Source organism: Streptosporangium sp. NPDC001559 (assembly GCF_042893955.1).
Classification (GTDB): domain Bacteria; phylum Actinomycetota; class Actinomycetes; order Streptosporangiales; family Streptosporangiaceae; genus Streptosporangium.
Genome location: NZ_JBIAVG010000003.1, coordinates 302,935 through 325,574 on the forward strand (window position 1 = coordinate 302,935; position 22,640 = coordinate 325,574).

Below are 22,640 nucleotides of genomic sequence, written 5' to 3' on the forward strand. Positions count from 1 at the left end.
ACCCGAAGCGCCCAAGCCCGCGACGCCGCCAGGCGGAGCAAAGAGACACTGCATACTTTGGTCGCTTGTGGCCGGAGTAGCGAGAAAGGAAACCTTGCATCATGCACGACCTGCTGCTCAGCCATGGAAGCGTTCACGACGGGTTCGGCAGCCCGGAGAAGGACGCCGACGTCGCGATCTCCGAGGGCCGGATCGTCGCCGTCGGCCGTGACCTCGGACCCGCCAGGCGGGTGATCGACGTCTCAGGGATGGTCGTCGCCCCCGGTTTCGTCGATCCGCACAGCCACTCCGACACCGTGCCCTTCCTCGCCGAACCCCAGCCCTTCAAGCTCCACCAGGGCGTCACCACCGAGATCGTCGGCAACTGCGGCTTCTCCTGCGGACCGGCGAACCCGGAGACGGCCGGGTTCATGCCCGCCGTACTGGCCGAGCAGGCGTTCACCACGTTCGGCGAGTACCTTGACGCGGCGCGGGCGGCGGGGCCGAGCAACAACCTGGCCGTCATGGTGGGGCACAACACGCTGCGGCTGGCGGCGAGCGGGATGGAGGCGAAGCCGACGGGCGAGGCGCTCGACCGGATGCGTGTCATGGCGGCCGAGGCGTTCGAGGCGGGCGCCGTCGGGCTGTCCAGCGGCCTTGAGTACGTCCCCGGCGCCTACGCCGGCACCGACGAGCTGGTCGCGCTCGCGCTGGTCGCCCGGCGGTGGAACCTGCCCTACGCCACGCACATGCGCAGCGAGAGCGAGGGGCTGGCCGACGCGCTCGACGAGGCGATCGCCGTCGCCACCCGGGCCGGGGTGCGGCTGCAGGTCTCACACTGCAAGGCGTCGGGCCGGGCCGTACACGGGTCGTCGGCCATGCTGCTGGCCAAGCTCGCCGAGGCGCGCAGGTCGGGCCTGGACGTGCGCGCCGACGTGTATCCGTACCTGGCCTTCGGCACCGGCCTGGTCGCCGTGCTGCCGCCGGTCGCCTGCGAGGGCGGTCAGGAGGCACTGCTGGCCAGGCTCGCCGACCCCCTGACCAGGGCCGCGCTCCGCGAGATGGCCGAGGACCCGGTGACCGGCACCGGGGTCGGCCTGTGGCGCGAGCTGCACCCGGCCGACGTGCAGATCCTCACCCACTCCGACCCCGCCGTCGAGGGCAGACGCCTGGCCGACCTGCCCGGGGATCCGTGGGAGGCCCTGTGCGACCTGCTTCGGCGGGACCCGCACGCCTCCGGGGTCTTCCACACCATGCACGACGACGACGTGACCGCGATCATGGCGGATCCGCTGGTCTCCATCGGTTCGGACGGCGGGCCCCCGGTCGGCCCCAACCACCCGCGCACGTTCGGCACCTTCCCCACCTTCCTGGGGACCTACGTCAGGGAGCGGAAGGTCGTCCCGATGCCCGAGGCGATCCGCAAGGTCAGCTCGGCCGTCGCCGCCCAGTTCGGGCTGACGGACCGGGGCTGGCTCGGTCCCGGCGCGGTCGCCGACGTCTGCGTCTTCGACCCCGCGACCGTCGGCCACGACGGCACCTACGAGGTCCCCGACGTGCGTCCCCACGGGGTGCGGCACGTGTTCCTCGCCGGGCGGGAGGTGGTCGCCGAGGGCGAGTTCACCGGGGGCAGGCATGGAACGGTCCTGCGCCGGGGGATGTCATGACGGCGCGCGGCCGGGTCACGCTCGGTGTGCTGCTGGACAGTCTCGGTCCCGAGATGGTGCGTCCGCTCGCCCTGCCCGGCGGCAGGGAGCCGTTGATCGGCACACCGGTCATCTACGACCCCGAGGAGGCCATGACCGGTCTCGACGGCGCCGTGCTGCTGGTCACCGGGCGCCCGTCCGCCGAGGCGCTGGCCCGCGCGGGTGAGGCGGGTGTCGCGGTCGTGGTGGTCAAACCGGGCATGAGCGACCCGGAGTCGCTGGCCGAGGTGGCCGAGGCGGCCGGTACGGCGTTGCTCGCCGCCGCCCCCGACCTGTCCTGGGGGCAGCTCTACACGCTGATCGACGCCCTGCTCGCGGTGGTAGCGCCCGTCGAGTCGCTGGGCGACGCCAGGGCGGCCGACCTGTTCGCGCTGGCCAACCAGGTGGCGGTACGGCTCGGTGGGGCCGTGGCCATCGAGGACCTGGCGATGCGGGTGCTGGCCTACTCGACGGTCGAAGGGCAGCAGATCGACGACCTGCGCAGGGAGGGCATCCTGGGCCGCAGGGTGCCCGAGCACCCGACCAACACCGAGGAGTACACCGCGGTGCTGCGCGCCGAGGACGCGGTGTGGAGCTACGAACCGCGCGAGTACTACCCCCGGCTGGCCATCGCCATCCGCGCGCACGGTGAGGCGCTCGGCACGATCTGGGCGCTCAGGGCGGAGGAGCCGCTGGCGGCCGACGCCGCGCAGGTGCTCGCGGAGGCCGCACGCGCCGCCGCGCCCCACCTGGCCAGGATCACCCTGGCCGCGGACGAGGCCCGCAGGCGCCGTGACGAGTGCCTGGGCAACCTGCTGCGCGGCATCGGGCCGGTCAGGGAGCTGGCCACCTCCTTCGGCCTGCTGCCCGACGAACCGGTCACCGTGGTCACCATCGGTCCGCACGGCCGTACGGCTGACGCCTTCGCGGCCACCCACACCGGTGACCTGCTGCGCACTGCCTACGCCGCCTACCGGATGCGCGCGGCGACCGGGGCGGTCGACGGGCGCGCCCACGCGATCGTCGCCACGGACTCGGTGACGCCGCTGCTGCGCAGGATCACCGCCGACGTCCTGGCCAGGATGCGCGACCGGCTCGGCGGGCAGTGGCGGGCGGGGATCGGCCGGGTGGTCCCCGCGGCCGCGCTGGCGCCGACCAGTGCCCGTCAGGCGGAGGAGGCGTTGCGGGCGGTGTGCGGGCCGTACGCGAGGGCCGAGGTCGGGCACCACGAGGAGTTGTCGGCGGCGCTGTTCCTGATGGACATGGACGCCTCCGTCCGGGCCAAGCCCTCCCTGCACGGCGAGCCGCTCGGGGTGGTCGCCGCGCACGACGCCAGGCACGGCACCCACTACGTGCGCAGCCTGCGGGTGTGGGTGACCGCGCACTACGACGTGCCCAGGGCGGCCGACACACTGTCCCTGCACCCCAACACCCTGCGCTACCGGCTACGCAGGATCGGTGAGCTGATCGACCTGGACGACCCGGACACCCGCCTGGTCCTCGCGCTCCAGCTCCGGCTGAGCGGCGCCGCGGGACCGGACGGCTCCTGAACGGCTCCCGAACGGCGCCGCCGGACCGGGCAGGCTTCGAGCGGCGCCGCCCCGGGCCGTACGGGTTCCGGCGATGTCGCGAGGTCGTGCGAATGCCGGACGGGTGAGCGTGGCGCTGAGCGGGACCACAAATCCGGGCGGGTGAAGTTCGGCGTGTGCGCCAACGCTCCGGCGGCCTTCCGGCAGGATGCTGTCTGCCATGGTCGAACTCCTCGCCTCGGCTCGGGCCGGGGTACGTCTCCTCTCTCTGCACGGCACCGCCGACCTGCAGCGCGCCGACCGGCTACTCCGCCAGATCTGGGGGACCAGGCCGGGTGACGATCCGCCCATCTCCCTGGACGTGATGTGCGCGCTGGCGCACGTCGGCGGTTACATCGGCGGCGCCTTCCTCGACGAGGAACTGGTCGGCGCCGCCGTGGGGTTCCTCGCCGCGGACAGGAGCCTGCACTCCCACGTCGCCGGGGTCGCCTCCCAGGCACGAGGACTCGGCGTCGGCCTGGCGCTCAAGGAGCACCAGCGAGCCTGGGCGGCCGAGCGCGGCCTCGTCGCCGTCTCCTGGACCTTCGACCCGCTCGTACGGCGCAACGCCTACTTCAACCTGGTCAAACTCGGCGCGAAGGTCGTCGAGTACCTCCCTGACTTCTACGGCCCGATGAGCGACGGCATCAACGACGGGGACGTCTCCGACCGGCTGTTCGTCAGCTGGCCCGTCACCCCGGACCCCGCCCCGGCCACCGAACGGGCGGCAGGGCCGTCCGAAACCGCCGCCGTGACCGTTCTCGACGAGGCGGGGACCGTACGGCCCGGCGGAGGGGCGCCTCTGCTACGCTGCGCGACTCCGCCGGACATCGAGCGGCTGCGCGTGGACGAGCCCGGCGAGGCCAGACACTGGCGGGCCGCCCTGGGCGGGGTGCTCGGCGCGGCGTTCGCCGACGGTTACCGGATCACCGGCTTCACCCGATCCGGGTGGTACCTGCTGGCCAGAGGAGGCACGGCGTGAAACTGACAGGTGTGGAGCTGCGTAAGGTCGCGCTGCCGCTGGTCACCCCGTTCAGGACGTCCCTGGGCACCCAGACGGTGCGGGACGCGCTGCTCGTGCGGGTGGTGACCGACGAAGGCGAGGGCTGGGCGGAGTGCGTCGCCGAGGACGAGCCGAGCTACTGCCCCGAGTACCTTGAGGGCGCCGCGGACGTGATCCGCCGGTTCCTGCTGCCTGCGCTCCTCCCCCTCGACCTGGACCCGGCGGTCGTCGCCCCCGCGTTCGGCCACGTGCGCGCCCATCAGATGGCCAAGTCCGCCGTCGAGACGGCCGTGCTCGACGCCTGGCTGCGCGCCCGGGGCGTCTCCCTGGCCTCCTACCTGGGCGCGGTACGGCACAGCCTGCCCGTCGGCGTCTCGGTCGGCATCGCCGAGAGCATCGACGCGCTGCTCGACACCGTGGACCGGCACCTGGCCGCCGGATACGCCAGGGTGAAGCTGAAGATCGAGCCCGGCTGGGACCTCGAACCCGTCAAGCGGGTCAGGGAGACCTTCGGCTCCGGCGTGATGCTCACCGTGGACGCCAACACCGCCTACGAGGCCGCCGACATCCCCCATCTGACCAGGCTCGACGCCTACGGCCTGGCGATGATCGAGCAGCCCTTCGCCCCCGGCGACCTGCACACCCACGCCCGGTTCGCGGCCAGGTCGAACACCCCGGTCTGCCTGGACGAGAGCATCACCTCGGCGCGTGACGCGGCGGCGGCGATCCGGATGGACGCCTGCTCGATCATCAACATCAAGCCGGGCCGGGTGGGCGGCTACCTGGAGGCGCGGCGCATCCACGACGTGGCCCGCGCCAACGGGCTGCCCGTGTGGTGCGGCGGCATGCTGGAGACCGGTCTCGGCAGGGCCGCCAACCTGGCGCTCGCCGCGCTGCCCGGGTTCACACTGCCCGGCGACATCTCGGCGACCGCGCGCTACTACGAACGGGACGTCACGGCGCCGTTCGTGCTGACCGGGGGAGAGATGACCGTGCCCTCAGGGCCGGGGATCGGCATCACCCCCGTCCAGGAGGACTTGGACGCGCTGACCACCGAGACCGAGTGGATCGCCGCCCCCTGACCTCGGGTCCGTGGGTCAGAGAAAGATCAGGAGGGCGATCAGGACGAGGAGGACGGCCACGGTCACGGTCACGACGGCGCTGAACCTGGCGGGTGAGAAACGCTGACGCAGCAGTTGCCGTCTGACCGCGTTGTAGCGCAGCGTGCCGTACACGATCAGGGTCAGCCCCGCCGTCAGCAGGGCGAGGCCGGAGACCGTGGCGTGCATGCCCTTGCCGGGGGCGAACTTGGCGACGGCGACGCCCAGCGCCGCCGTGCTCAGTCCGGTCCGCAGCCACGCCAGGTAGGTGCGCTCGTTGGCCAGGTGGTCCGAGGCGTGCCCTCCGGCCTGAGCCCCCGATTCGTCATCGCTCACTCACCAACGGTAACCGGCGCCTACCAGACGTCACCGTCACGCCAGTCGCAGGTCAGCGTGCCCGACAGGGTGAGCGGAGCCGTCACGGGGAGGACGTGGACCCCCTCGTCCTCCTCCTCGGTGCGTTCGAGACCGTCCGGGGTGAGCGCGAACGTCTCGCCCCGCCACTGCCGCCAGCCGCGTCCCCGGTAGAAGGGCACGGCCTCGTCGGACGCGCTGAGCGCGCCGAGGTCGTAGGCGCCGTGAACGACCCGTTCCAGCGCGTCCATCAGGGCGGTGCCGTACCCTTCGCGGCGTAGGTCCGCGCGGACCCCGACGGCCTCGACGTAGCCCGCGCGCAGCGCCCTGCCGCCGTGCAACATCCGCCGCTGGACCACCGAGGCGTGCCCGACCAGTTCGGCTCCCCGCCAGGCCAGGGCGTGCACCCCGCCCAGGGCGTGCTCCCAGTCGTCGTCGCTCAGGTCTCCGTCGAAGACCTCGACGAGCAGTCTCCTGGCGGTTTCGAGGGTGGCGGTGTCCAGTTCCGAGGTGTGGGCCGTACGAACGTCGATCATCTCTCCATCCTGGCAGCCGTGATCCGCTTGTAGTAGTGGTTGTTTTGGATGTAGTAGGTGTACTACATTCGAAAGCATGGATGCTGTGATTAGCGTTCGCGGGCTGCGAATGTCGTACGGCCGGAACGAGGTGCTGCGCGGGGTCGACCTTGAGGTGCGACGCGGGGAGACCGTCGCGCTGCTCGGGCCGAACGGCGCGGGGAAGACAACCACCGTCGAGATCCTCGAAGGCTTCCGCCTCCCGTCGGCGGGCGAGGTCGAGGTCCTGGGCGTCGATCCCGCGCGGGGCGACGACGCCTGGCGGGCCAGGCTCGGCGTCGTCCTGCAGAACTGGCGGGACCATCCGCGCTGGCGGGTGGGCGAACTGCTCGGCCATGTCGCCGCGCACTACCCGGCGCCGTGGAACACCGGAGAGCTGCTCGACGCCCTCGGCCTGTCCGGGAAGGCCACCGCGAAGGTCGGTCAGCTCTCCGGCGGCCAGCGCCGCAGACTCGACGTGGCGCTCGGCGTCGTCGGCAGGCCCGACCTGCTCTTCCTCGACGAGCCGACGACCGGCTTCGACCCCGAGGCACGGCGTGAGTTCCACGACCTGGTCCGCGGGCTCGACACGACCGTCCTGCTGACCACCCACGACCTGGCCGAGGCGGAACGGCTCGCGGACCGCATCGCGGTGCTGGTCGAGGGACGCGTCGCCGTCTCCGGCACACCCGCCGAGCTGGCGGCCGCCGTACGGGCGCCGTCGCGGGTGCGCTGGCAGGACGGGTGCGAGCTGACCGACGACCCGTCACGGCTGGCCTGGGAACTCCACCAGAGGTACGGCGGGCCCGTCCCCGACCTGGAGATCCGGCGCCCGACGCTGGAGGAGAGCTACCTGAGCCTGATCGATCGGAGCGCGGCATGAACGGCACGTTGGGTCTCGGGATCCGTCGAGGACTGATCGAGCAGGGCACGCTCCTGCGGGACAGGAAGGAGGTGACCGGCCAGCTCGTCGGCGGGGTCGGCGTCTTCCTGCTGCTCACGCTGTGGATAGGCGGCAACCCGGCCGGTGGCGGGGTCGACATGGCGACGTTCATGGCGGTCGGGTTCACGGCGTTCATGGTGTTCTCCACCGGGGTGACGACGTTGCCGATGCTGATCGCGGCCGACCGGGAGGAGGGCGCGCTGCTCCGGCTGCGGACGCTGCCCCGCGGCATCCCGGTCTACGTGACGGGACGCGCCGTCTCGGTGCTGTGCCAGATCCTGACGCAGGCGACGCTGATGCTGCTGGCGGGCGTGCTCGTCGCGGGCGTCCGGCCCCCCGCGACCCCGCAGGCGTGGATGACCTTCGGCTGGGCGCTCGTGCTCGGGGCGCTCTCCGTGGTGCCCATCGGGGCCGCGCTCGGCGCGATGCTGTCCAACCCCAAGAGCGCGGCGCTGATGCTCGGGCTGCCGTCCATGGTGCTGATGCTGATCTCCGGGGTGATGCTCCCGCTGCGGACGCTGCCCGAGGTGGTGGGCCGGATCGCCCAGGTCTTCCCGCTCTACTGGCAGGGACACGCCCTGCGGGCCGCGTTCCTGCCGCCGGGCGCTGCGGCGGCCGAACTCGGCGGCGCCTGGCAGCTCGGGACCGCCGCGACGGTGATGGGGGTCTGGGCGATCGCCGGTATGGTTCTGGCACCCTGGCTGCTGCGCAAGGTCACCCGCGGGGAGCCCGGGACCCGGCAGGCCGAGCGGCGGATATGAGGCTCCCGAATGTCCAGCGAGATCGTCTACAACCGCATCTCGATGCTGCGCGCCGAACGCGGGATCTCCCGCAAGGACCTGGCGACGGCCCTGGGTGTGCACTACCAGACGGTCGGCTATCTGGAACGCGGCGAGTACAGTCCCAGCCTGTTCCTCGCGCTGCGGATCGCCGAGTACTTCGAGGTGCCGGTGGAGGTCGTGTTCTCACTGACCCCCTTCGCCCGGCTGGGCAGCGGGGGTGGGGCATGAGGAAGGGAGGACCGATGCGTCGCTGGGCCGACCGTGTCGTCCGCGAGCGTATGGCCGTCATCGAGAACAGCCCGGCCCGCCGCGTCTGGACGGGCAGGCGCAACCGCAGGCGGCTCGTGATCGCCGGGGGCGCGGCCCTGCTGGTGCTCTGGGCGGGCCTGGTGGTCATCGTCAGGCTCGCGCCGAGCGACCTGGCCCGCAACGTCTACCTGTCCATGTTCGCGCTCGCCGTGGCCGTCCTCTTCCCGGTGCACGGCTGGCTCACCCTCGCCACCAAGGGCGTCACCGCCATCCCCGCCGAGTATCTCGACGAACGGCAGCGCGGCGAACAGCAGCGGGCCTACACGGGCGCGCACACCCTCACCACGGTCGTGCTGGCCGTGCTGGTGGTCCTGGCCGGCCTGTGGAGCGTGGGAGGCCGGCTGACCCTGAACGTGCCGACCGCCCTGCTGCTGCCCCTGGCCCTGACCCTGCTCGCCACCCACTACACCCTGCCCCTCCTCCTGGAGGGCTGGCGGCTGCCCGACCCGCCCCCCGACGAGGACGACTGATCGATCCGCTGTGGGCCCTCTCAGCCCGGCTCAGCTTCGCCACAGGACCACCTGTGTAGGTTCCGGAGCCGAACGGGGGTCGGCTCATGACTGACATCGCACATCCATCGTCACCCGATCGGCGGTTGGCGTGGACCGGATACGCGGCCTTCGGCTGGGCGGTGGTTTACGGGGGGTTCGGCCTGGTCACGGCGCTGACCGGAACCGCGATCTTCTACCGTGCCGCGCATCCGCTGCCGGTCGGCCTGAACTGGGCCGCCGTGACCGCCGCCGCCCTCGTGGCGGTGACGACCCTGACCGTGGCGCGGCCCCGGGGCCCGCGGCTTCCCCGGCGGGTCGTTCTCGCCGCCCTGGTCGGGTTGTGCGCGCTGATCGGCGTGGCCGCGTTCGGCCTGCTGATGGACGTGGTCACGCTCGTCTTCAGCCAGACCGTCGACAACTGGACGGGAACGGCCAACCGGGCGCTCGCCGGGCTCGGAGTGGTACTGCTCGCCGCCACGGCCCTCTCCTACCGCTCCTCGACCTCCGGCGTCTGCCCGCGGTGCGGTGCCGTACACACCTCCTCGACCGTGTTGCGCAGGCCGGAGCCCACACCCGCTCCACGGCGCGTCCGGGCGTCGGCCTACGTGGGCGCCGCGGCCTTCCTGCCCTACGTGGCCATGAAGACGACATGGGTGCTCGGCGGGACCTTCGCGGGGATCACCGGCGAGGAGATGACGGCGATGCACGAGCGCAACGGCGCCTCGGGGCTGTGGCTCACCCTGGACCACTGGGGCATCGACCCCACGGCGCTGCTGGCGGCGCTCGGAGTGTTCCTCCTCCTCGGTCTGGTGCGGCCCTGGGGCCAGGTGTTCCCCCGCTGGACGCTCGTCCTGCGGGGGAGGCGGGTGCCCCGCTGGCTGCCGCTCACCCCGGCGGTGATCGGCGCCGCCACGCTCGCGCCCTACGGGGCGGCCGGAGTCGTCTACGCCACCCTCGGCACGGCGGGCGTGATCACCGTCTCCAGGGGAGACTTCCCCAGCGTGGGCGACGCCCTCCTGGTGACCTGGTTCGGCCTGGGCGCCTTCGCCGCGTACGGCCTGGCCCTGGCTCTGGCCGCCTGGTCCTACTGGCGCCGCACCCGGCCGACCTGCGCGGCCTGACCGGTTCTCGTGCGGGCCGCGCGCTCGTGTTCGTGCCCGGTCGTGACCCGGGCGGGGACACAGGGTCGGAGAGCGGTTGGACGGTTCACGACGTCGTTCCGGTGGCGTCACGGCCGAAGAGGGCCAGCAGGCGGGTCTGGTCGTCGGCGTCGTCGGCCACGGCGCGCTCCGGCCCCAGCATGCCCGCCTCCCGGCCCTGCGGAGCGAAGAGCCTCGCCGTCTCCAGGGCCTGACGCGTGAGGCCGGGGTCAAGGACGACGTCCTGCCCGGTGGCCCGCGCCAGGTCCCAGGTGTGCACGAGCAGCTCCAGTGGATACTGTTCGAGCCACTGGCCCAGCGTCACCTCCAGGTCCAGGGCAAGTGGAATCCGGCGAGCCAGCGCCTCAGGCTCCAGCGCGGCCGTCATGTCGGCGCGTACGGCCCGCCACGTCGCCACCGGATCCGGGCCCGCGACCTCCCGCCAGTCGGGGTCGGCCTCGGGGAGCGCCTGGCCGACGGCACGGGCCTTGACCACCGACAGTCCGGCGATGACATGACCGGCCACATCGACGGCGCGCCAGCCCTCACACGGGGAGGGCGAGTCCCACCGGCCGGAAGGCACGGCGACCAGCACCGTCTCGAACCCGTCAAGAGCGCGAACGAAACCCTCGGGAACCACGAACGGACCACCTTTCCTGGAAATCAGGCGACGAGCCAATGATGATCAAATTTCCAGCTATATGAGTACGCCTTGGGCTGAGCGACATCGGGAAGGTGGGGAAATGACGACCGGGTGGTCTCGGGAGGAGGTCTTCGCGGCGCTCAGGGGGTGTCTGCTGCGGGTGAGGGTGCTGACGGAGGGGGCCTTCGTCGTCGATGTCGTCGCGGAGCCGTACGGCATGCTGGTGGTCTTCCGCTGGAGGAAGGACCCGAACACCTACGCCGTCGAGGTCGCGTTTCCCTCGGGGCCACAGGACTCCGTGATCGGTGAGTTGATGACCTCGCCGGAGGAGTGGGCGGCGGACGCCGGTTACCGCCTCGCGGAGGAACTCGTGACCGGGCTGGTCCGCCGGGGGCGCAGGACGGTCAGGGACGGTTATGTGGTGCTGGGCGTTCGCGGTGCCCCGGACCCCTGGCCTGCGGGGTTCTATGTCAGTGAGGTCCCGCTCATATCCCTGCGAAGGGGATTCCGTCTCTCGCGGAGGCGGACGGTGGTTCCCGTCGCCGCGTCCGAGGCCGGTTCCTGGCTGGCCGAGGCGGGGATGGACGTGACCGTTCCCCGGAGGCTGGTCGCCGAGAACAGGCTCGTCCGCTGGTTGCAGGCCTACGCCGACAACGAGCGGGGAGAGCCTTTCTTCGGTCAGGCCGCGGCCTCCTGGGAGGACGCGGCACGCACCACCGCCCGCCTGGAACTGGCGCACGTCCAGCCCGGCGTCCCCACGGAGGTGCGTGCCGCGCTGGTGCGTGCCGTGATCCGCGAGGCGGCCGAGGCGGGTGCCCTACGGGTGGTCACCGCGCTCGACGTTCCCGAACTCCACGAACTGGGGTTCCGGCCCCTGGACGGCGGCGGCCTCGCGCTTCACACCACCGTCGCCGAGCCGCCCTCCACGCCCGGAGGCTGACCCGGCCCACCGGGGAGGACGGCCGCCGAAAGACGGCCACCGGGGAGGACGGTCTGGGGAGGACGACCCCGGAGGACGGCCTGGGGAAGGCGGTCAGCGGCGGCGGATCTTCACGTCGCGCATGTCGACGGCCGAGACCGACAGGTCGCCGTGACCGTACTCGCCGAGTCTGGCCTTCACGGCGGCCAGGGCCAGTTCGACGGCCTCGGCCTCGCCCTCCTCGTCGTCGACCGCGATGACGTAGCGGAAGCTGAACGGCCCGATGGCGGCGTCGTAGGCGAAACCGCCCTCCCTGGTGAAGCCGTTGAGCAGCATGTCGCGGTCGGCCAGTTGCGCGGTCAGCTCGGCCCGCTGGTCGTCGGTGAGACCGGCGAACCTGCCTCTGATGGTCACCCGGTAGTCGTGCATCAGTCCTTCTTTCGCGTGTCGAGTGCCGCCCAGGAGTCGACGAGGAGGGTGACGGCGTCGGTCGCCGTGCGATCGTCGACGTCGTCGGGGGTGAGCAGCCTCTGCACGAGCAGGCCGTCCTCCAGGGCGTGGACGATCATGGAGAGCAGCTTCGGGTCCGCGGGCGGGCCCGCGTCCCGGCGGACGAGCTCCCGCCGTACCCCCTCGGTGATCGCGTCCCTGGCGAACAGCTCCCGCTGGGCGAGCAGCGGGCGGATCTCCGGGTTGCGCAGGGCGTAGAGGAGGAGCTCAAGGCGTAGCGCCAGCCAGCTCTCCTGGTGCTCGGCGTGGTCGCGGTGCCAGGCGTACAGCAGGTTCGTCAGATCCTCGGACGAGGCGGCCTGGCCGAACATCTCGGCCATCTCCTCCCGCGCCCGCTCGGTGCGCCTGGTGAGCAGTGCGACGACCAGCTCGTGCTTGCCGTCGAAGTTGCCGTAGAAAGCCCCTCGGGTGTAGCCGGCCCGCTCGGCGATCTGTTCGATGGAGGTGCCGTTGACCCCGCGTTCCGCGAACAGCTCCGAGGCCGAGGCCAGCAGCTTGCGCCTGGTCTCCTCACGGCTCTGCTCCCTTGACAACCGCATCCACATACCTCCGCGCTCAGATACAGAAGTGTATCTGAAAGAGATCAGTACGGGCGCGCGCCGTGGAACCGGGTGGAACGTGCGATCTACCCAGGGTCGGATCGCTCAATCCGCACAGTCGGGACGGTACGGCCGGCGGCGGCGGCGCCCGTGGAGGAGTGGGAGGCAAAGACCCGTCCATGGGACGGCACCGGGACGGGCGAGGTTTCTCCGGCGTCGGTGACGACTCACCGGTCGAGGGGCAGCAGATTCATATGGCACAGCACCATATGGCACACAACACGCGGATGACGGGCTGGATCGGCTGGATCTGGTTCGCGGGCGTGGTCATGATCGTGGACGGCTTCTTCAACGCCATCTCCGGTCTGTACGCGATCTTCAACAACGATCTCTACGTGCAGATCCGCGACAAGCTGCTGGTGCTCAACCTCACCGGATGGGGCTGGGTCCACCTCATACTCGGCATCCTGCTCGTGGCCGTCGGCATCACCCTGCTGATGGGTCAGGAGTGGGCGCGGATGGCGGCCATCGTCCTCGTGGCGATCAACGCCATCACCCAGATGGCCTGGCTCGCGGCCAATCCGTGGTGGTCCATCGTCGTCATCGCGGTCGACGTCGTCATCCTGTACGCGCTGATCGTGCACGGGCGCGAGGCCGCTGCCGTGCGGGACTGATCCTCTCGCCCGGCTCGGACGGCGGAGGCAGCGGTGCCTCCGAGGGACGGGTCCCGTCGAACAGAAGCGCCAGGTATCTCCGGTGGCCGTCGAGACCCGTCGGGCCGATCGTGGCCAGGGTCATCACCACCATCGCCGCCAGGTCGCGGACCAGCAGGTCGGCGCGGACCAGCCCGCGCCGCTGGGCGTCGGCGAGCACGTCGCCGAGCGGCGCGCCGAACCGCTCGAACAGGGACTCGGTGAACGCGCCCGCCTCCCGCGCCGCGGTGAGCAAAGCGCGGTGCGAGGCCAGCGTGTCCACGATGGCGCCCAGAGCCTCGGCGAGCCCCTGCCGAGGGTCGGTCGCCCGGCGGGCCGCCAGCGCGTGCGGTTCGACCTCCTCGGTGAAGTACGTCTCGAAGCAGGCCCTGATCACGCCGTCACGGTCGCCGAACCGCCGGTAGACGGTGGCGATCCCGACCCCGGCCCTGCGGGCGATCTCATCGAGGGGCACGGCGGTGCCCCCCTCCCGCAGGGCCGTGATCGCAGCCCTGACGATCCTGTCGGAGTTGCGCAGGGCATCGGCTCTGTGTCGTTGCTCTGGCACACACCGAACGCTAGCAGTCCGGATGCGGACGGTTACCAGGCGACCTGCAGGGAGGTCAGGCCGTACACCACGTGGAAGGTGCGGAAGTGCGCCTCGGGATCGACGACGCGCAGCCCGGGGAAGCGCCGCAACAGCGCGGGGAAGGCGACCCGCATCTCCATCCGCGCCAGCGGGGCCCCCAGACAGTGGTGCACGCCGTGCCCGAAGGCCATGTGGCCGTAGGCGCCCCTGGTGATGTCCAGCCGTCCGGGGTCGGGTACGAACGCGGCGTCGCGGTTGGCCGCGGGCAGGGAACACATCACCAGCTCACCCGGTTCGATGACCTGCCCCGCGATCTCGGCCTTCGTCGTCGCCATCCTGAAACCCCCGGAGTGGACGATGCTGAGCCAGCGCATCAGTTCCTCGATCGCCGCCTCGACACGCTCGGGCTCCTTCCTGAGCAGGTCGAGCTGGTCGGGGTGGCGCAGCAGGGCCAGTGTGCCGATGCCCAGCATGTTGGCGGTGGTCTCGTGCCCGGCCACCAGCAACAGGCTGCCGATGCCGGCGAGCTCGTCGTCGCTCAGCTCGTCGCCGTGCTCGCGCACCAGCATGCCGAGCAGTTCCTCACCCGGGTCCGACTTGACGTGGGCGACCAGCTCGGCCATGTACTGACGCGACTCGCGCTGGGCCGCGATCCGCTCCTCCGGCGCGAGGGACAGGTCAAGCAGCCTGCCGGTCCTGCGCTGGAAGTCCTCCCGATCGGCGTACGGCACGCCGAGCAGCTCGCAGATCACCAGCGAGGGGATCGGCAGCGCGAAGGAGGAGACCAGGTCGGCGGGGGATCCGGCCTTCTCCATCGCGTCCAGGTGGTCCTCGACGATGCGCGTGATCCGGGGTTCAAGCCTGCGCATCCGGCGCAGCGTGAACTCCGGCGTCAGGATCCGGCGTATCCGGGTGTGCTCAGGAGGGTCGAAGGAGAGCAGGTTGCCCGCGCGCAACCTGGCCCTCTCCTCCTCGGTCCGGTACGGATCACCGGGCACGGGATAGTGGCTCTGCCAGTCGTTGCTGAAGCGCTCGGCGTCACCGAGCACGGCCCGTACGTCGTCGTGGCGGGTGACCAGCCAGGCGTCGAAGCCCAGCGTCGTCGTGATCCGCCTTATGCCCTCCTCGTCCCGCAGTGTCTCCAGCTCGGGAGCGGGGTCGAACCCCGCCCGCCACATGTGCAGTGGCAGCGCAATGGACTCGGTCATGCGACCCCCCGGTTGACTCACCTTCCGGCCGTTCTGTTCCTTCCAAAAACGATAGCAACCTATCGATTAGTGGCAAAGAATCACTCACTGGTTGTCAGTCCAAATTGGGATTTGTCCTGCTCTTCCCCGCGAGGGCGCAGGGATTTTGGGTATCGGTGCTTCCTTCCATGTATGCCCGCTTGAGCAGGCAAGATGGTGGTTTGGTGATATTTCGGGTGCTCTGCGGAGGCAAAATTGCCATGCCCGTTTCGTTCTCCACCCGCGAAGCGCCGAACCGGAACGTGCCGATCACCCCGGGCGGGGTTTGTCGCGGGACCGCTGTGTCGCCGTGACCCTTCGGGGCGTCCGCCCGCGTGCCGTCCGGTCCGTCACGCGGGCGACAAGTGAGGGCGGCCCCTGCCTCCCCGCTTTCGCCTGCCGGGCAAGCGGATGATGGGCGGTGTACGGCGCGCTGTTCCTTGTCGCGTGTGATCGGATCGTGAAACGGGGCCCGCGCGAGAGTCGGCAAGAAGGGTCATGGATCGTCCTTGCCGGGACGGTCGGAGAACCTGAGGTGTTCGTGTTGTTCCGGCGGAGTGCCGACGGCGTGAAAACCAACCCTGGGGCGACGCCGGGGGTCATCGGCCGGCGGGGCCGGTCGGTGAGGATTCGTGGTGTTGACGCCTTCGGCGCAGTGCTCCCGGCCGTTTCCCGCTTCAGGGGGAATCCGCAGAAAGGGCGTCGGCCCGACGTCCCGTAATGCCGGACCGAATCCCGCTCTGGCGCATCCCGCGAAGAGAACGCATCGTCAACGCACGACTCCCCTCCGCTTATATAGCTTTTTATCATAACGGAGGGTTATATTTCCGTTTAGCATCCCCATTGGGATGTCCAGGGGATTTATCTGGCTGTTTCGGTCAGTCGGGAGCCCCGATACGGACCACGTCGGTGACGAAACTGACCTTTGTCTCGCCGAGAGAGGCGGACACATGCCAGCAGCCCAGATGAGGAAGCGGCAGCGAGATGGGCTGCACACCGGGCACCGGGTAGGGACCGGGGCTCTCCCCCCGTACGGTCTCACCGGTCTTGACCGAGACGGCCTCGACCGTCAGCGCCTCGTCGCGATCCCGCCACCACACCGTCTTGACGGCCACCGTCTCGCTGGAACGCTTGTAGGCGACGTCGGTCGTGTCCAGCAACGTCCACAGGCCGCCCACGCCGTACCAGTCGCCGGGGGTCAGCTGTTCCTGCCGGAACTGTTCGCCCACGTCCTGCGGCATGTCACCCCGGCTGCGCAGCTTGGTCACCGGGCACCCCTTGGTCTTCCTGCCGGGCACACCGGGACCAACCGTCATGGAGGGCCGGGGAACGGGCGACGACGGAGCAGAGACCGACGCGGTCAGGGACGAAGACGGCGAGGACGACGGCGCCGGAGCGGGGATCTGGGCGCTCACGGCGCTCTGACCACAGGCGGAGACCGTCGTCAGCAGCACGAGGACGCCGGCGACCCGGCTCCCGCGCATCAAGTGAGCCGGGCGAGCTCGGGGGCCCCGGTGCTTCCTCCGGAGAATGAGGACTTTCGCCATGCGGTGGTGCTCAGGTCCATTCCTGTTTACCTTCCTCTGGCATGAGATGACACCGGTCCCCGCGCCGTGAGGGGCGGGCCGGTGTCATCCGACGCGTCGTCCTGTGACCGATCAGGAAAAAACCCTAGACCAACCGGTCGAACTCACCGGTTTTGACGCCCTCGACGAACGTCCGCCATTCGGCGGCGGTGAAGAGAAGGCTGGGCCCTTCGGGGTTCTTGCTGTCACGCACCGCCGTGCCGCCCGTCAGGCCGGCGACCTCGACGCACTGGCCGCCGTTTCCGCCGGAGAGCGAGGACTTTCGCCACACAGTGGTGCTCAGGTCCATTCCTTTTTCACTTCCTCGATCATGCGGAGGGATGCGTGCTCAGGATAGGCCCACAGTCGTATGGCTTCATAGCGTTTCCAGAGGGAGGCGACGGTGTCACGCTCGGAGGAAACCCGTCCCTCCGCCGAAGAATCCACATGGACGATGTCGGGATCGCCGTTCGGAAGTTTTGCGATCATGAAAGCGCCGAGCATTCCCGGCAGGCATTCCGGGGCGACGAGCTGAAGGGAGACGGAGGGGTGTCTCACCGCGTCGAGCAGGTGGTCGAGCTGCTCCCGCATCACCTCGGGGCCGCCGACCGGGCGCCGCAGCACACCCGTGTCCATGAGGACCAGCAGGGAGGGAGGGTTCCGTTGGTCGAGGATCTGCCGCCTGCGCATGCGGGCCTGGACACGCTCGTCCACCTCGGTGGCGGTGATCCTCGGCTCCAGGCTGAAGATCCGCCGCGCGTAGGCCTCGGTCTGCAACAGCCCGGGAATCAGCAGGGGGTCCCAGGAATGCAGGGCCAGCGCATTGGGCTCGATCTCCTCGACCCAGCCCATGAACCACTTCGGGCCGCCCGGTCTGGCCACGATGCGCCGGTGCAGACCGACGAAATGCTGTCTGTCGGCCAGGTTGAAGATCTGGTCCAGTTTCTCCGCGTCCGCCCTCGACGGGGTACGGGTGGCCATCTCCAGCCTGCTGATCTGGGTCTGCGTGCATCCGAGACGGGCGGCGACGGCGGACTGGGACAGGTGCGCCGCCTCACGCAGGCGCCGCATCTCCACGCCGAACCGGACACGAGGGGAGCCGGGGTCAAGGGAGGGGGCGTCACCCATCGTGGCCCCTTCGGGACGCCGGTAACCCGGTTCCCGGTGTCGTCCCGGCATCGGGAGGGGAACGGAAACCAGACCGGGAAAACCAATCAGCTGTCATTGTCCTGCCCACTCTGACCTGGGAATCCTTTTCACGGGAACTCTGACCTCGAAAGCAGTCCGACAAATAATTCATAACTCATGGTGAGGGGGACGGTACCAGGCGTTTTCGTGCCGGGACACCGTCGGACGGAACAGACCGGTACGGCAATTTTTCACTTCATGGGCATGCTCATTCAAGCCATGTTGTGTCTTTTTGCTCCGCCTACGGCGTCGCGGGCTTGGGCGCCCTGAGTCGGTGCTTTCCCTCGTCTCTTCGTCGCTTCGCTCCTGCGTTCCTCAGTCCAAGCACCGACGCGCCCAAGCCGGACACCCCTCACGCTTGGGGCCGGTAAGGCACAAGCAAACCCTTCACGCACGACACCGGAAAGCGCAGGTCGAACCCCTGGGCTTGGCATGGGGAAGGCGCAGGTCCTTGGCATCGGGAAGCGCGGGGCGAACCTCTCCGCGCGGTATCGGGAAGGGCGAAGACAAAGTCCTCACGGAGGGTGCTCGGAAAAAGTGGGCCGAACCTTCACGCGTGGTGCCGGTAAGGTCCGGAGAACCCTTGCGTGTGGTGCGGAAAAGTCCGTGAACCCTTCGTGCGCGGCGCCGGGAAAGCTCGGACTCCCGGTTCGCGGTGCGGGAAGGTACGGATCGAATCGGGTCAGATTGGTTTGCTCAGCCGTACGTCTTCTTCGGTGAAGCCCAGGGAGTGGTAGAAGGCGCGGGCGGGGAGGTTGGCGGCGCCGGTCTCCAGGGTCACGCGGTGCAGGCCGTGCGCGCGTGCCCATGACTCGGCCGCGGCCATCAGGGCGCTTCCCACGCCCGTGCGTTCGGCCTCGGGGGAGACGACGAGTTCGCCGACGTAGGCGTCCCGTGGGCCGGTGAAGTGCGCGCGGGTGGTCACCGTGACGAACCCCGTGACGCGGCCGTCGCGAACCGCCACGAACGCCCCGTGGCCGTCGTTTCCCGTCTGCTCCAGGGACCCGGTCACCCAGTCGAGCACGGCGGTGTTCACGGCGTCGGGGTCCCGCCAGGCCGCGACTCCCTCGGCCAGGCGTGGGGCGAGCGCGAGCACGGCGTCACGGTCTTCGGGCAGGTAGGGGCGGACGGTGATCATGGTCGTGATTCTGGCACCGTACCGGGGGATGAAAAACCCCCGCGGCGCGCCGGGTTCGGGACATGTGGGGGTTGTCCGGAGTCCCGGCGAGCGGCGGGTCACACGTCGGCGAAGGGAGTCCGACGCCGAAGAGCCTCGAACGAGGGGGAACCCTACGAAGGCTGGTAGAGCTGGATCTCGGCGTTCGGCGGCAGGCCGAACACCTTGCGGCCCTCGACCCGGTTCTCCTCGCTCAGCGCGGAGAAGTCGGAGTCGCTGATCTCCAGGGCCCGGGGCGCCCCTTCGGCGGAGAACATCTCCCGCACCGAGGAGCGCACCAGGTCGCCCTCAAGGGCCTCCTGGATGTCGACGACGCGGTAGGTCTCGCCGTTCGGTTCGACGGTCAGCAGTGACAGGTTCTTGTACTGGCTGCTGGCCAGGAGCTTCTGCCCGACCCGGGCGTACTCCTCGCACGAGGCGGCGATGCCGACGAGCTGCTGGCTCTCGCTCTTCTTCCGAACCTCGACGAGGTTCTCGTGACAGAACATCCTGGGCTTGAGTTCCGGCTTCAACGCGGCCAGTACCTGGGGCTTCTCCCGCTTGGGATCGGTCGTCTCCAGGTACCGGTCGACGGCCTCCATCAGGGAGGCACGCGTCTTGTCGCCGACGACGACGACCGGCTCACGCGCGAGGCCCGTCGAGTCCGGTTCCTGTAACTGCCAGATCATCCAGCCTGCGACACCGACTACGAGCGCGCCGCCGATGATGCCCGACGCGAGGGGGAGCGATTTCATCGGAAGATGATTGCCTATCCGCCACCCAGCGTCCATAGGCCGGGAACAGGCCGTTCACCGGCCATTCCCCGAAGGGGTTCACCACCGCGGCAGCCCGTCCTTCCAGCCGAACTCCTGAAGGGTCCTCTCCATGATCTGCCTGCGCCTGGGCAGGAAGGGGGTGTAGAAGTCCCTGCCGCACTCCAGATCCTCAAGGGACGCCCTGATCTCCCGGCTTGGCCGTCTCGGGAGACGGTTCCTCGGGGGACTTCTGGAGTTCGGTCTGGAAGCGCTTCCAGCCGTTGCGCTCCATCAGGCTCGGCTTGGACCAGGGCACCGCCCATCCCTTGCCCTTGAGGCGGTCACCGTAGGGTCCGGCCGGCTTGACCAGCTGGGCGTCACCGTCGATCTCGCCGGTCATGGCCTGGGAGTACAGCTTGTCGGCCTGCCGCGACCGGGAGGGGACGTACGGCAGGTACCTGAATCCCCGTTGCCTCATGCAGTCGACGCGCATCGCCTCCATCTTCCGGCGCTTGCCGTACTGGCCGGTGGACGCGCCGGCGAGCATCTCGGGCCTGTACGAACGGGGATAGCCCAGCGGTAACCGCCGGTAGCGCCGTTCCAAGAGCCCCACGCCCACCCCCGTCGGAGCGTGGGGACCCATGGCGGCGGTCATGAGAACGCCGGTCCGTGCATGGTTCGCCCGGTCACGATCTGAGCCGTCCTCCGCATGCGCAGAGCCTCCGCCGTCACCAGGGACTCTCCCTCGTCGGTGAGCCGGAAGTATCTCCGCGGCCTGTCGTTGACGATCTCCTCGCGGTCCACGGCGATCAGTCCGTTCGCCGCGAGCCGGTCCAGCGCGCCGTACAGCGTGCCGACCGGCAACCTCACCCGGTTCTCCGACAGTTCCAGGGTCTGCTTGATGATCCCGTGCCCGTGCAGAGGTCCGTCGAGCAGGCAGGCGAGGATGAAGTAGGTCGACTCGCTGACCACCGGTGGTCCTTTGACCATGAGAGGCCATACTTCGCCCGACGAAGTATGGTCAGGCCTGGCCGGTCAGGCGGGAGACCGGGTGCCCCCGGGGAGTTTGGTGAGCAGGGCGCGCAGGGCGCGCAGCTCCTCCTCGCCGAGGTCGAGCAGCTCTGGGGGTGTCATGTGCATCCCCCTGGTCATCTCCTCCTTCGTCGTCACGCCCAGCGGGGTCAGGACCACGAGTCTGACGCGCCGGTCACCGGGGCGCGGACGCCGTTCGGCCATGTGGAGGCGTTCGAGCCGGTCCACGGTCCAGGTCGCGGTCGAGGCGTCGCAGCTCCACTCGGCTGCCAGTTCCTTCATGGTGCGGCCGGTCTCCCCGTCGAGGGAGTCCAGCGCCTTGGCCTCGGTGGGGGTCAGTCCGAGTCCGGTGAGCACGGCGTCCCTGCGGGGCCGAGTGTGCATGATGAATCCGAACATGCTGCGCCACACCTGCTCGGCGACGGTGGTCTTGTCACTGTCGTCTGCCATGTGCTGAGCATACTGAGGCGGCGACAGGTATTTAAGCGATCAAAATATTTGATAGCTCAGTTATTTTGACTTGTCCAAGATTTTCCGTGTACGGCACGCGTACGGCAGGGACAGGCCTGTCCGGCGCCCGTCCATGAAACCGGTCCGGCCGGTGTGACACGGGGAAAACCCCGAGATCAGCACCGTCGACACCGGGCGTGATCGGCGAAGCGCGGGGGAAAGCCACCGGGTGGTGGCAGGATGTCCCGCATGTCAGACCGTCAGGTGACCTACGACGACGTGGTCGCCGCCAGCGAATTACTGGCCGATGTGGCCCTGCGAACACCTCTGGTGCACTCGCACGTCCTCTCGGCGGCCATCGGCGGCCCCGTCCACCTCAAGTGCGAGAACCTCCAGCGTTCCGGATCGTTCAAGGTGCGCGGGGCCTACGTCAGGATCGCGGGCCTGACCGAGGAGGAGCGGGCCCGGGGTGTGGTCGCGGCCAGCGCGGGCAACCACGCCCAGGGCGTCGCGCTCGGCTCCGGTCTGGTCGGCACCTCCTCCACGGTCTACATGCCGCACGGCGCGCCACTGCCCAAGGTCGCCGCGACCAACTCGTACGGCGCGCGGGTGGTCTTCTCGGGTGACACCGTGGACACCGCCCTGGCCAGCGCCGTCGAGCACGCCGAACGGACCGGGGCGGTGTTCATCCACCCTTTCGACCACCCGGACGTCATCGCCGGGCAGGGCACCATCGGGCTTGAGATCCTGGAGCAGCTTCCCGAGACGGGCACGATCGTGGTCTCCCTGGGTGGTGGTGGACTGGCCGCCGGGGTGGCGCTGGCCGTCAAGTCGCTGCGGCCCGGCGTGCGGATCATCGCGGTCCAGGCGGAGCGGGCCGCCGCCTACCCGGCCTCGCTGGCCAGGGGCGAGCCGGTCACGGTCCCGCCCGCCACGACCATGGCGGACGGCATCGCGGTCGGCCGCCCGGGAGAGCTGCCCTTCGAGCTGATCCACTATCTGGTGGACAGCGTCGTCACGGTCTCGGAGAGCGAGATATCCCAGGCGCTGCTGCTGTGCCTCGAACGCGCCAAGCAGGTCGTCGAGCCCGCGGGCGTGGCGGGGGTGGCGGCGATCCTGGCCCATCCGCACGTGTTCGAACCGCCCGTGGTCGCGGTGCTCTCCGGGGGCAACATCGACCCACTGCTGCTGTCGAAGATCCTCAGGCGGGGACTGGCGGCGGCCGGGCGCTATCTGACCCTGCGCGTCCCGCTGTCCGACCGCCCGGGGGAGCTGGCCGGCCTGCTGGCCAAACTGGCAGGCCTGGGCGCCAACGTGCTCGACATCGTGCACGAACGGATCGGCGTGCACCTGGGCGAGGCCGAGGTCCAGCTGCAGCTGGAGACCAAGGGCCCCGCCCACTCGGACGAGGTGCTCGGGTCCCTGCGCCAGGACGGCTACCGGGTCGTCTGCGACTGACCCCGGCCCGC

Annotated in this window: 27 protein-coding genes; 12 read left to right on the plus strand and 15 right to left on the minus strand. The window is 70.0% G+C overall.

The window, feature by feature from the left end:
* Positions 1-101: 101 nt before the first annotated feature.
* The 4 genes from ACFYY8_RS08470 to menC all read left to right on the plus strand — a co-directional run bounded on the left by ACFYY8_RS08470 (position 102) and on the right by menC (position 5,317).
* Positions 102-1,646 (plus strand): amidohydrolase family protein, encoded by a 1,545-nt coding sequence (locus ACFYY8_RS08470; protein ID WP_390038536.1) that lies wholly within the window; start codon positions 102-104, stop codon positions 1,644-1,646.
* Positions 1,643-3,214, plus strand: a complete 1,572-nt coding sequence (locus ACFYY8_RS08475) for a PucR family transcriptional regulator (protein ID WP_390038538.1) — start codon at positions 1,643-1,645, stop codon at positions 3,212-3,214. Before ACFYY8_RS08470 ends, ACFYY8_RS08475 begins: the two co-directional genes overlap by 4 nt.
* A 199-nt stretch (positions 3,215-3,413) precedes the next feature.
* Positions 3,414-4,214: a GNAT family N-acetyltransferase gene (locus ACFYY8_RS08480; RefSeq protein WP_390038540.1), complete on the plus strand. Its 801-nt coding sequence runs from the start codon at positions 3,414-3,416 to the stop codon at positions 4,212-4,214.
* The gene (gene menC, locus ACFYY8_RS08485) at positions 4,211-5,317 is read left to right on the plus strand and encodes an o-succinylbenzoate synthase (RefSeq protein WP_390038542.1); all 1,107 of its coding nucleotides are present in this window, start codon (positions 4,211-4,213) and stop codon (positions 5,315-5,317) included. Before ACFYY8_RS08480 ends, menC begins: the two co-directional genes overlap by 4 nt.
* 15 nt (positions 5,318-5,332) lie before the next feature.
* On the opposite strand, the gene ACFYY8_RS08490 is transcribed toward menC, so the two are convergent.
* Entirely contained in the window at positions 5,333-5,671 is a 339-nt protein-coding gene (locus tag ACFYY8_RS08490) for a YidH family protein (RefSeq protein ID WP_390038544.1), read from the minus strand.
* Positions 5,672-5,691: 20 nt separating this feature from the next.
* Entirely contained in the window at positions 5,692-6,225 is a 534-nt protein-coding gene (locus ACFYY8_RS08495) for a GNAT family N-acetyltransferase (RefSeq protein ID WP_390038546.1), read from the minus strand.
* A gap of 76 nt (positions 6,226-6,301) precedes the next feature.
* Here ACFYY8_RS08495 and ACFYY8_RS08500 point away from each other — a divergent pair, with 76 nt between their 5' ends.
* From ACFYY8_RS08500 to ACFYY8_RS08520, 5 genes are all read left to right on the plus strand, one after another.
* Positions 6,302-7,126, plus strand: coding sequence for an ABC transporter ATP-binding protein (locus ACFYY8_RS08500; RefSeq protein WP_390038548.1), 825 nt, complete (start codon positions 6,302-6,304; stop codon positions 7,124-7,126).
* Entirely contained in the window at positions 7,123-7,947 is an 825-nt protein-coding gene (locus ACFYY8_RS08505; protein WP_390038550.1) for an ABC transporter permease, read from the plus strand. Before ACFYY8_RS08500 ends, ACFYY8_RS08505 begins: the two co-directional genes overlap by 4 nt.
* Before the next feature lie 9 nt (positions 7,948-7,956).
* Positions 7,957-8,196 carry a helix-turn-helix transcriptional regulator gene (locus ACFYY8_RS08510; protein ID WP_390038552.1) on the plus strand — a complete coding sequence of 80 codons (240 nt, stop codon included), beginning with the start codon at positions 7,957-7,959 and terminating at the stop codon, positions 8,194-8,196.
* Positions 8,197-8,210: 14 nt separating this feature from the next.
* On the plus strand, positions 8,211-8,747 hold the full coding sequence (locus ACFYY8_RS08515) for a hypothetical protein (RefSeq protein ID WP_390038554.1): 537 nt from the start codon (positions 8,211-8,213) through the stop codon (positions 8,745-8,747).
* A gap of 125 nt (positions 8,748-8,872) precedes the next feature.
* Positions 8,873-9,889: a hypothetical protein gene (locus ACFYY8_RS08520; RefSeq protein ID WP_390038556.1), complete on the plus strand. Its 1,017-nt coding sequence runs from the start codon at positions 8,873-8,875 to the stop codon at positions 9,887-9,889.
* Between the two features lie 85 nt (positions 9,890-9,974).
* Here ACFYY8_RS08520 and ACFYY8_RS08525 read toward each other — a convergent pair whose 3' ends face one another.
* Positions 9,975-10,547, minus strand: coding sequence for a TIGR03086 family metal-binding protein (locus tag ACFYY8_RS08525; RefSeq protein WP_390038558.1), 573 nt, complete (start codon positions 10,545-10,547; stop codon positions 9,975-9,977).
* Positions 10,548-10,650: 103 nt separating this feature from the next.
* On the opposite strand from ACFYY8_RS08525, the gene ACFYY8_RS08530 reads away from it, so the two are divergent.
* Entirely contained in the window at positions 10,651-11,490 is an 840-nt protein-coding gene (locus tag ACFYY8_RS08530) for a hypothetical protein (RefSeq protein ID WP_390038560.1), read from the plus strand.
* Positions 11,491-11,583: 93 nt separating this feature from the next.
* Here ACFYY8_RS08530 and ACFYY8_RS08535 read toward each other — a convergent pair whose 3' ends face one another.
* Together ACFYY8_RS08535 and ACFYY8_RS08540 are read right to left on the minus strand one after the other, a co-directional pair.
* Positions 11,584-11,898 (minus strand): DUF6204 family protein, encoded by a 315-nt coding sequence (locus tag ACFYY8_RS08535; protein ID WP_390038562.1) that lies wholly within the window; start codon positions 11,896-11,898, stop codon positions 11,584-11,586.
* The gene (locus tag ACFYY8_RS08540) at positions 11,898-12,518 is read right to left on the minus strand and encodes a TetR/AcrR family transcriptional regulator (RefSeq protein ID WP_390038564.1); all 621 of its coding nucleotides are present in this window, start codon (positions 12,516-12,518) and stop codon (positions 11,898-11,900) included. The genes ACFYY8_RS08535 and ACFYY8_RS08540 overlap by 1 nt, the downstream gene beginning before the upstream one ends.
* A gap of 269 nt (positions 12,519-12,787) precedes the next feature.
* On the opposite strand from ACFYY8_RS08540, the gene ACFYY8_RS08545 reads away from it, so the two are divergent.
* Positions 12,788-13,192 (plus strand): hypothetical protein, encoded by a 405-nt coding sequence (locus ACFYY8_RS08545; protein WP_390038566.1) that lies wholly within the window; start codon positions 12,788-12,790, stop codon positions 13,190-13,192.
* Here ACFYY8_RS08545 and ACFYY8_RS08550 read toward each other — a convergent pair.
* The 10 genes from ACFYY8_RS08550 to ACFYY8_RS08595 form a co-directional block, all read right to left on the minus strand.
* The gene (locus ACFYY8_RS08550) at positions 13,137-13,778 is read right to left on the minus strand and encodes a TetR/AcrR family transcriptional regulator (protein WP_390038568.1); all 642 of its coding nucleotides are present in this window, start codon (positions 13,776-13,778) and stop codon (positions 13,137-13,139) included. The genes ACFYY8_RS08545 and ACFYY8_RS08550 overlap by 56 nt on opposite strands.
* 32 nt (positions 13,779-13,810) lie before the next feature.
* On the minus strand, positions 13,811-15,007 hold the full coding sequence (locus ACFYY8_RS08555) for a cytochrome P450 (protein WP_390038570.1): 1,197 nt from the start codon (positions 15,005-15,007) through the stop codon (positions 13,811-13,813).
* 896 nt (positions 15,008-15,903) lie between these two features.
* Entirely contained in the window at positions 15,904-16,341 is a 438-nt protein-coding gene (locus ACFYY8_RS08560) for a hypothetical protein (protein WP_390038572.1), read from the minus strand.
* A 355-nt stretch (positions 16,342-16,696) separates the two neighbouring features.
* Complete coding sequence (locus ACFYY8_RS08565; RefSeq protein ID WP_390038574.1) at positions 16,697-16,900, minus strand: DUF397 domain-containing protein; 204 nt, start codon at positions 16,898-16,900, stop codon at positions 16,697-16,699.
* The gene (locus ACFYY8_RS08570; protein ID WP_390038576.1) at positions 16,891-17,718 is read right to left on the minus strand and encodes a helix-turn-helix domain-containing protein; all 828 of its coding nucleotides are present in this window, start codon (positions 17,716-17,718) and stop codon (positions 16,891-16,893) included. Before ACFYY8_RS08570 ends, ACFYY8_RS08565 begins: the two co-directional genes overlap by 10 nt.
* A gap of 742 nt (positions 17,719-18,460) precedes the next feature.
* The gene (locus tag ACFYY8_RS08575) at positions 18,461-18,916 is read right to left on the minus strand and encodes a GNAT family N-acetyltransferase (RefSeq protein ID WP_390038578.1); all 456 of its coding nucleotides are present in this window, start codon (positions 18,914-18,916) and stop codon (positions 18,461-18,463) included.
* 152 nt (positions 18,917-19,068) lie between these two features.
* Positions 19,069-19,689 carry a hypothetical protein gene (locus tag ACFYY8_RS08580; protein WP_390038580.1) on the minus strand — a complete coding sequence of 207 codons (621 nt, stop codon included), beginning with the start codon at positions 19,687-19,689 and terminating at the stop codon, positions 19,069-19,071.
* Positions 19,690-19,879: 190 nt separating this feature from the next.
* Positions 19,880-20,302 carry a hypothetical protein gene (locus ACFYY8_RS08585; RefSeq protein WP_390038582.1) on the minus strand — a complete coding sequence of 141 codons (423 nt, stop codon included), beginning with the start codon at positions 20,300-20,302 and terminating at the stop codon, positions 19,880-19,882.
* Between the two features lie 38 nt (positions 20,303-20,340).
* Positions 20,341-20,661 carry a PadR family transcriptional regulator gene (locus tag ACFYY8_RS08590; RefSeq protein WP_390038584.1) on the minus strand — a complete coding sequence of 107 codons (321 nt, stop codon included), beginning with the start codon at positions 20,659-20,661 and terminating at the stop codon, positions 20,341-20,343.
* A 63-nt stretch (positions 20,662-20,724) separates the two neighbouring features.
* Positions 20,725-21,171, minus strand: a complete 447-nt coding sequence (locus ACFYY8_RS08595; protein WP_362914094.1) for a MarR family transcriptional regulator — start codon at positions 21,169-21,171, stop codon at positions 20,725-20,727.
* Between the two features lie 249 nt (positions 21,172-21,420).
* On the opposite strand from ACFYY8_RS08595, the gene ilvA reads away from it, so the two are divergent.
* Complete coding sequence (ilvA, locus tag ACFYY8_RS08600) at positions 21,421-22,629, plus strand: threonine ammonia-lyase (RefSeq protein WP_390038586.1); 1,209 nt, start codon at positions 21,421-21,423, stop codon at positions 22,627-22,629.
* Positions 22,630-22,640: the final 11 nt, after the last annotated feature.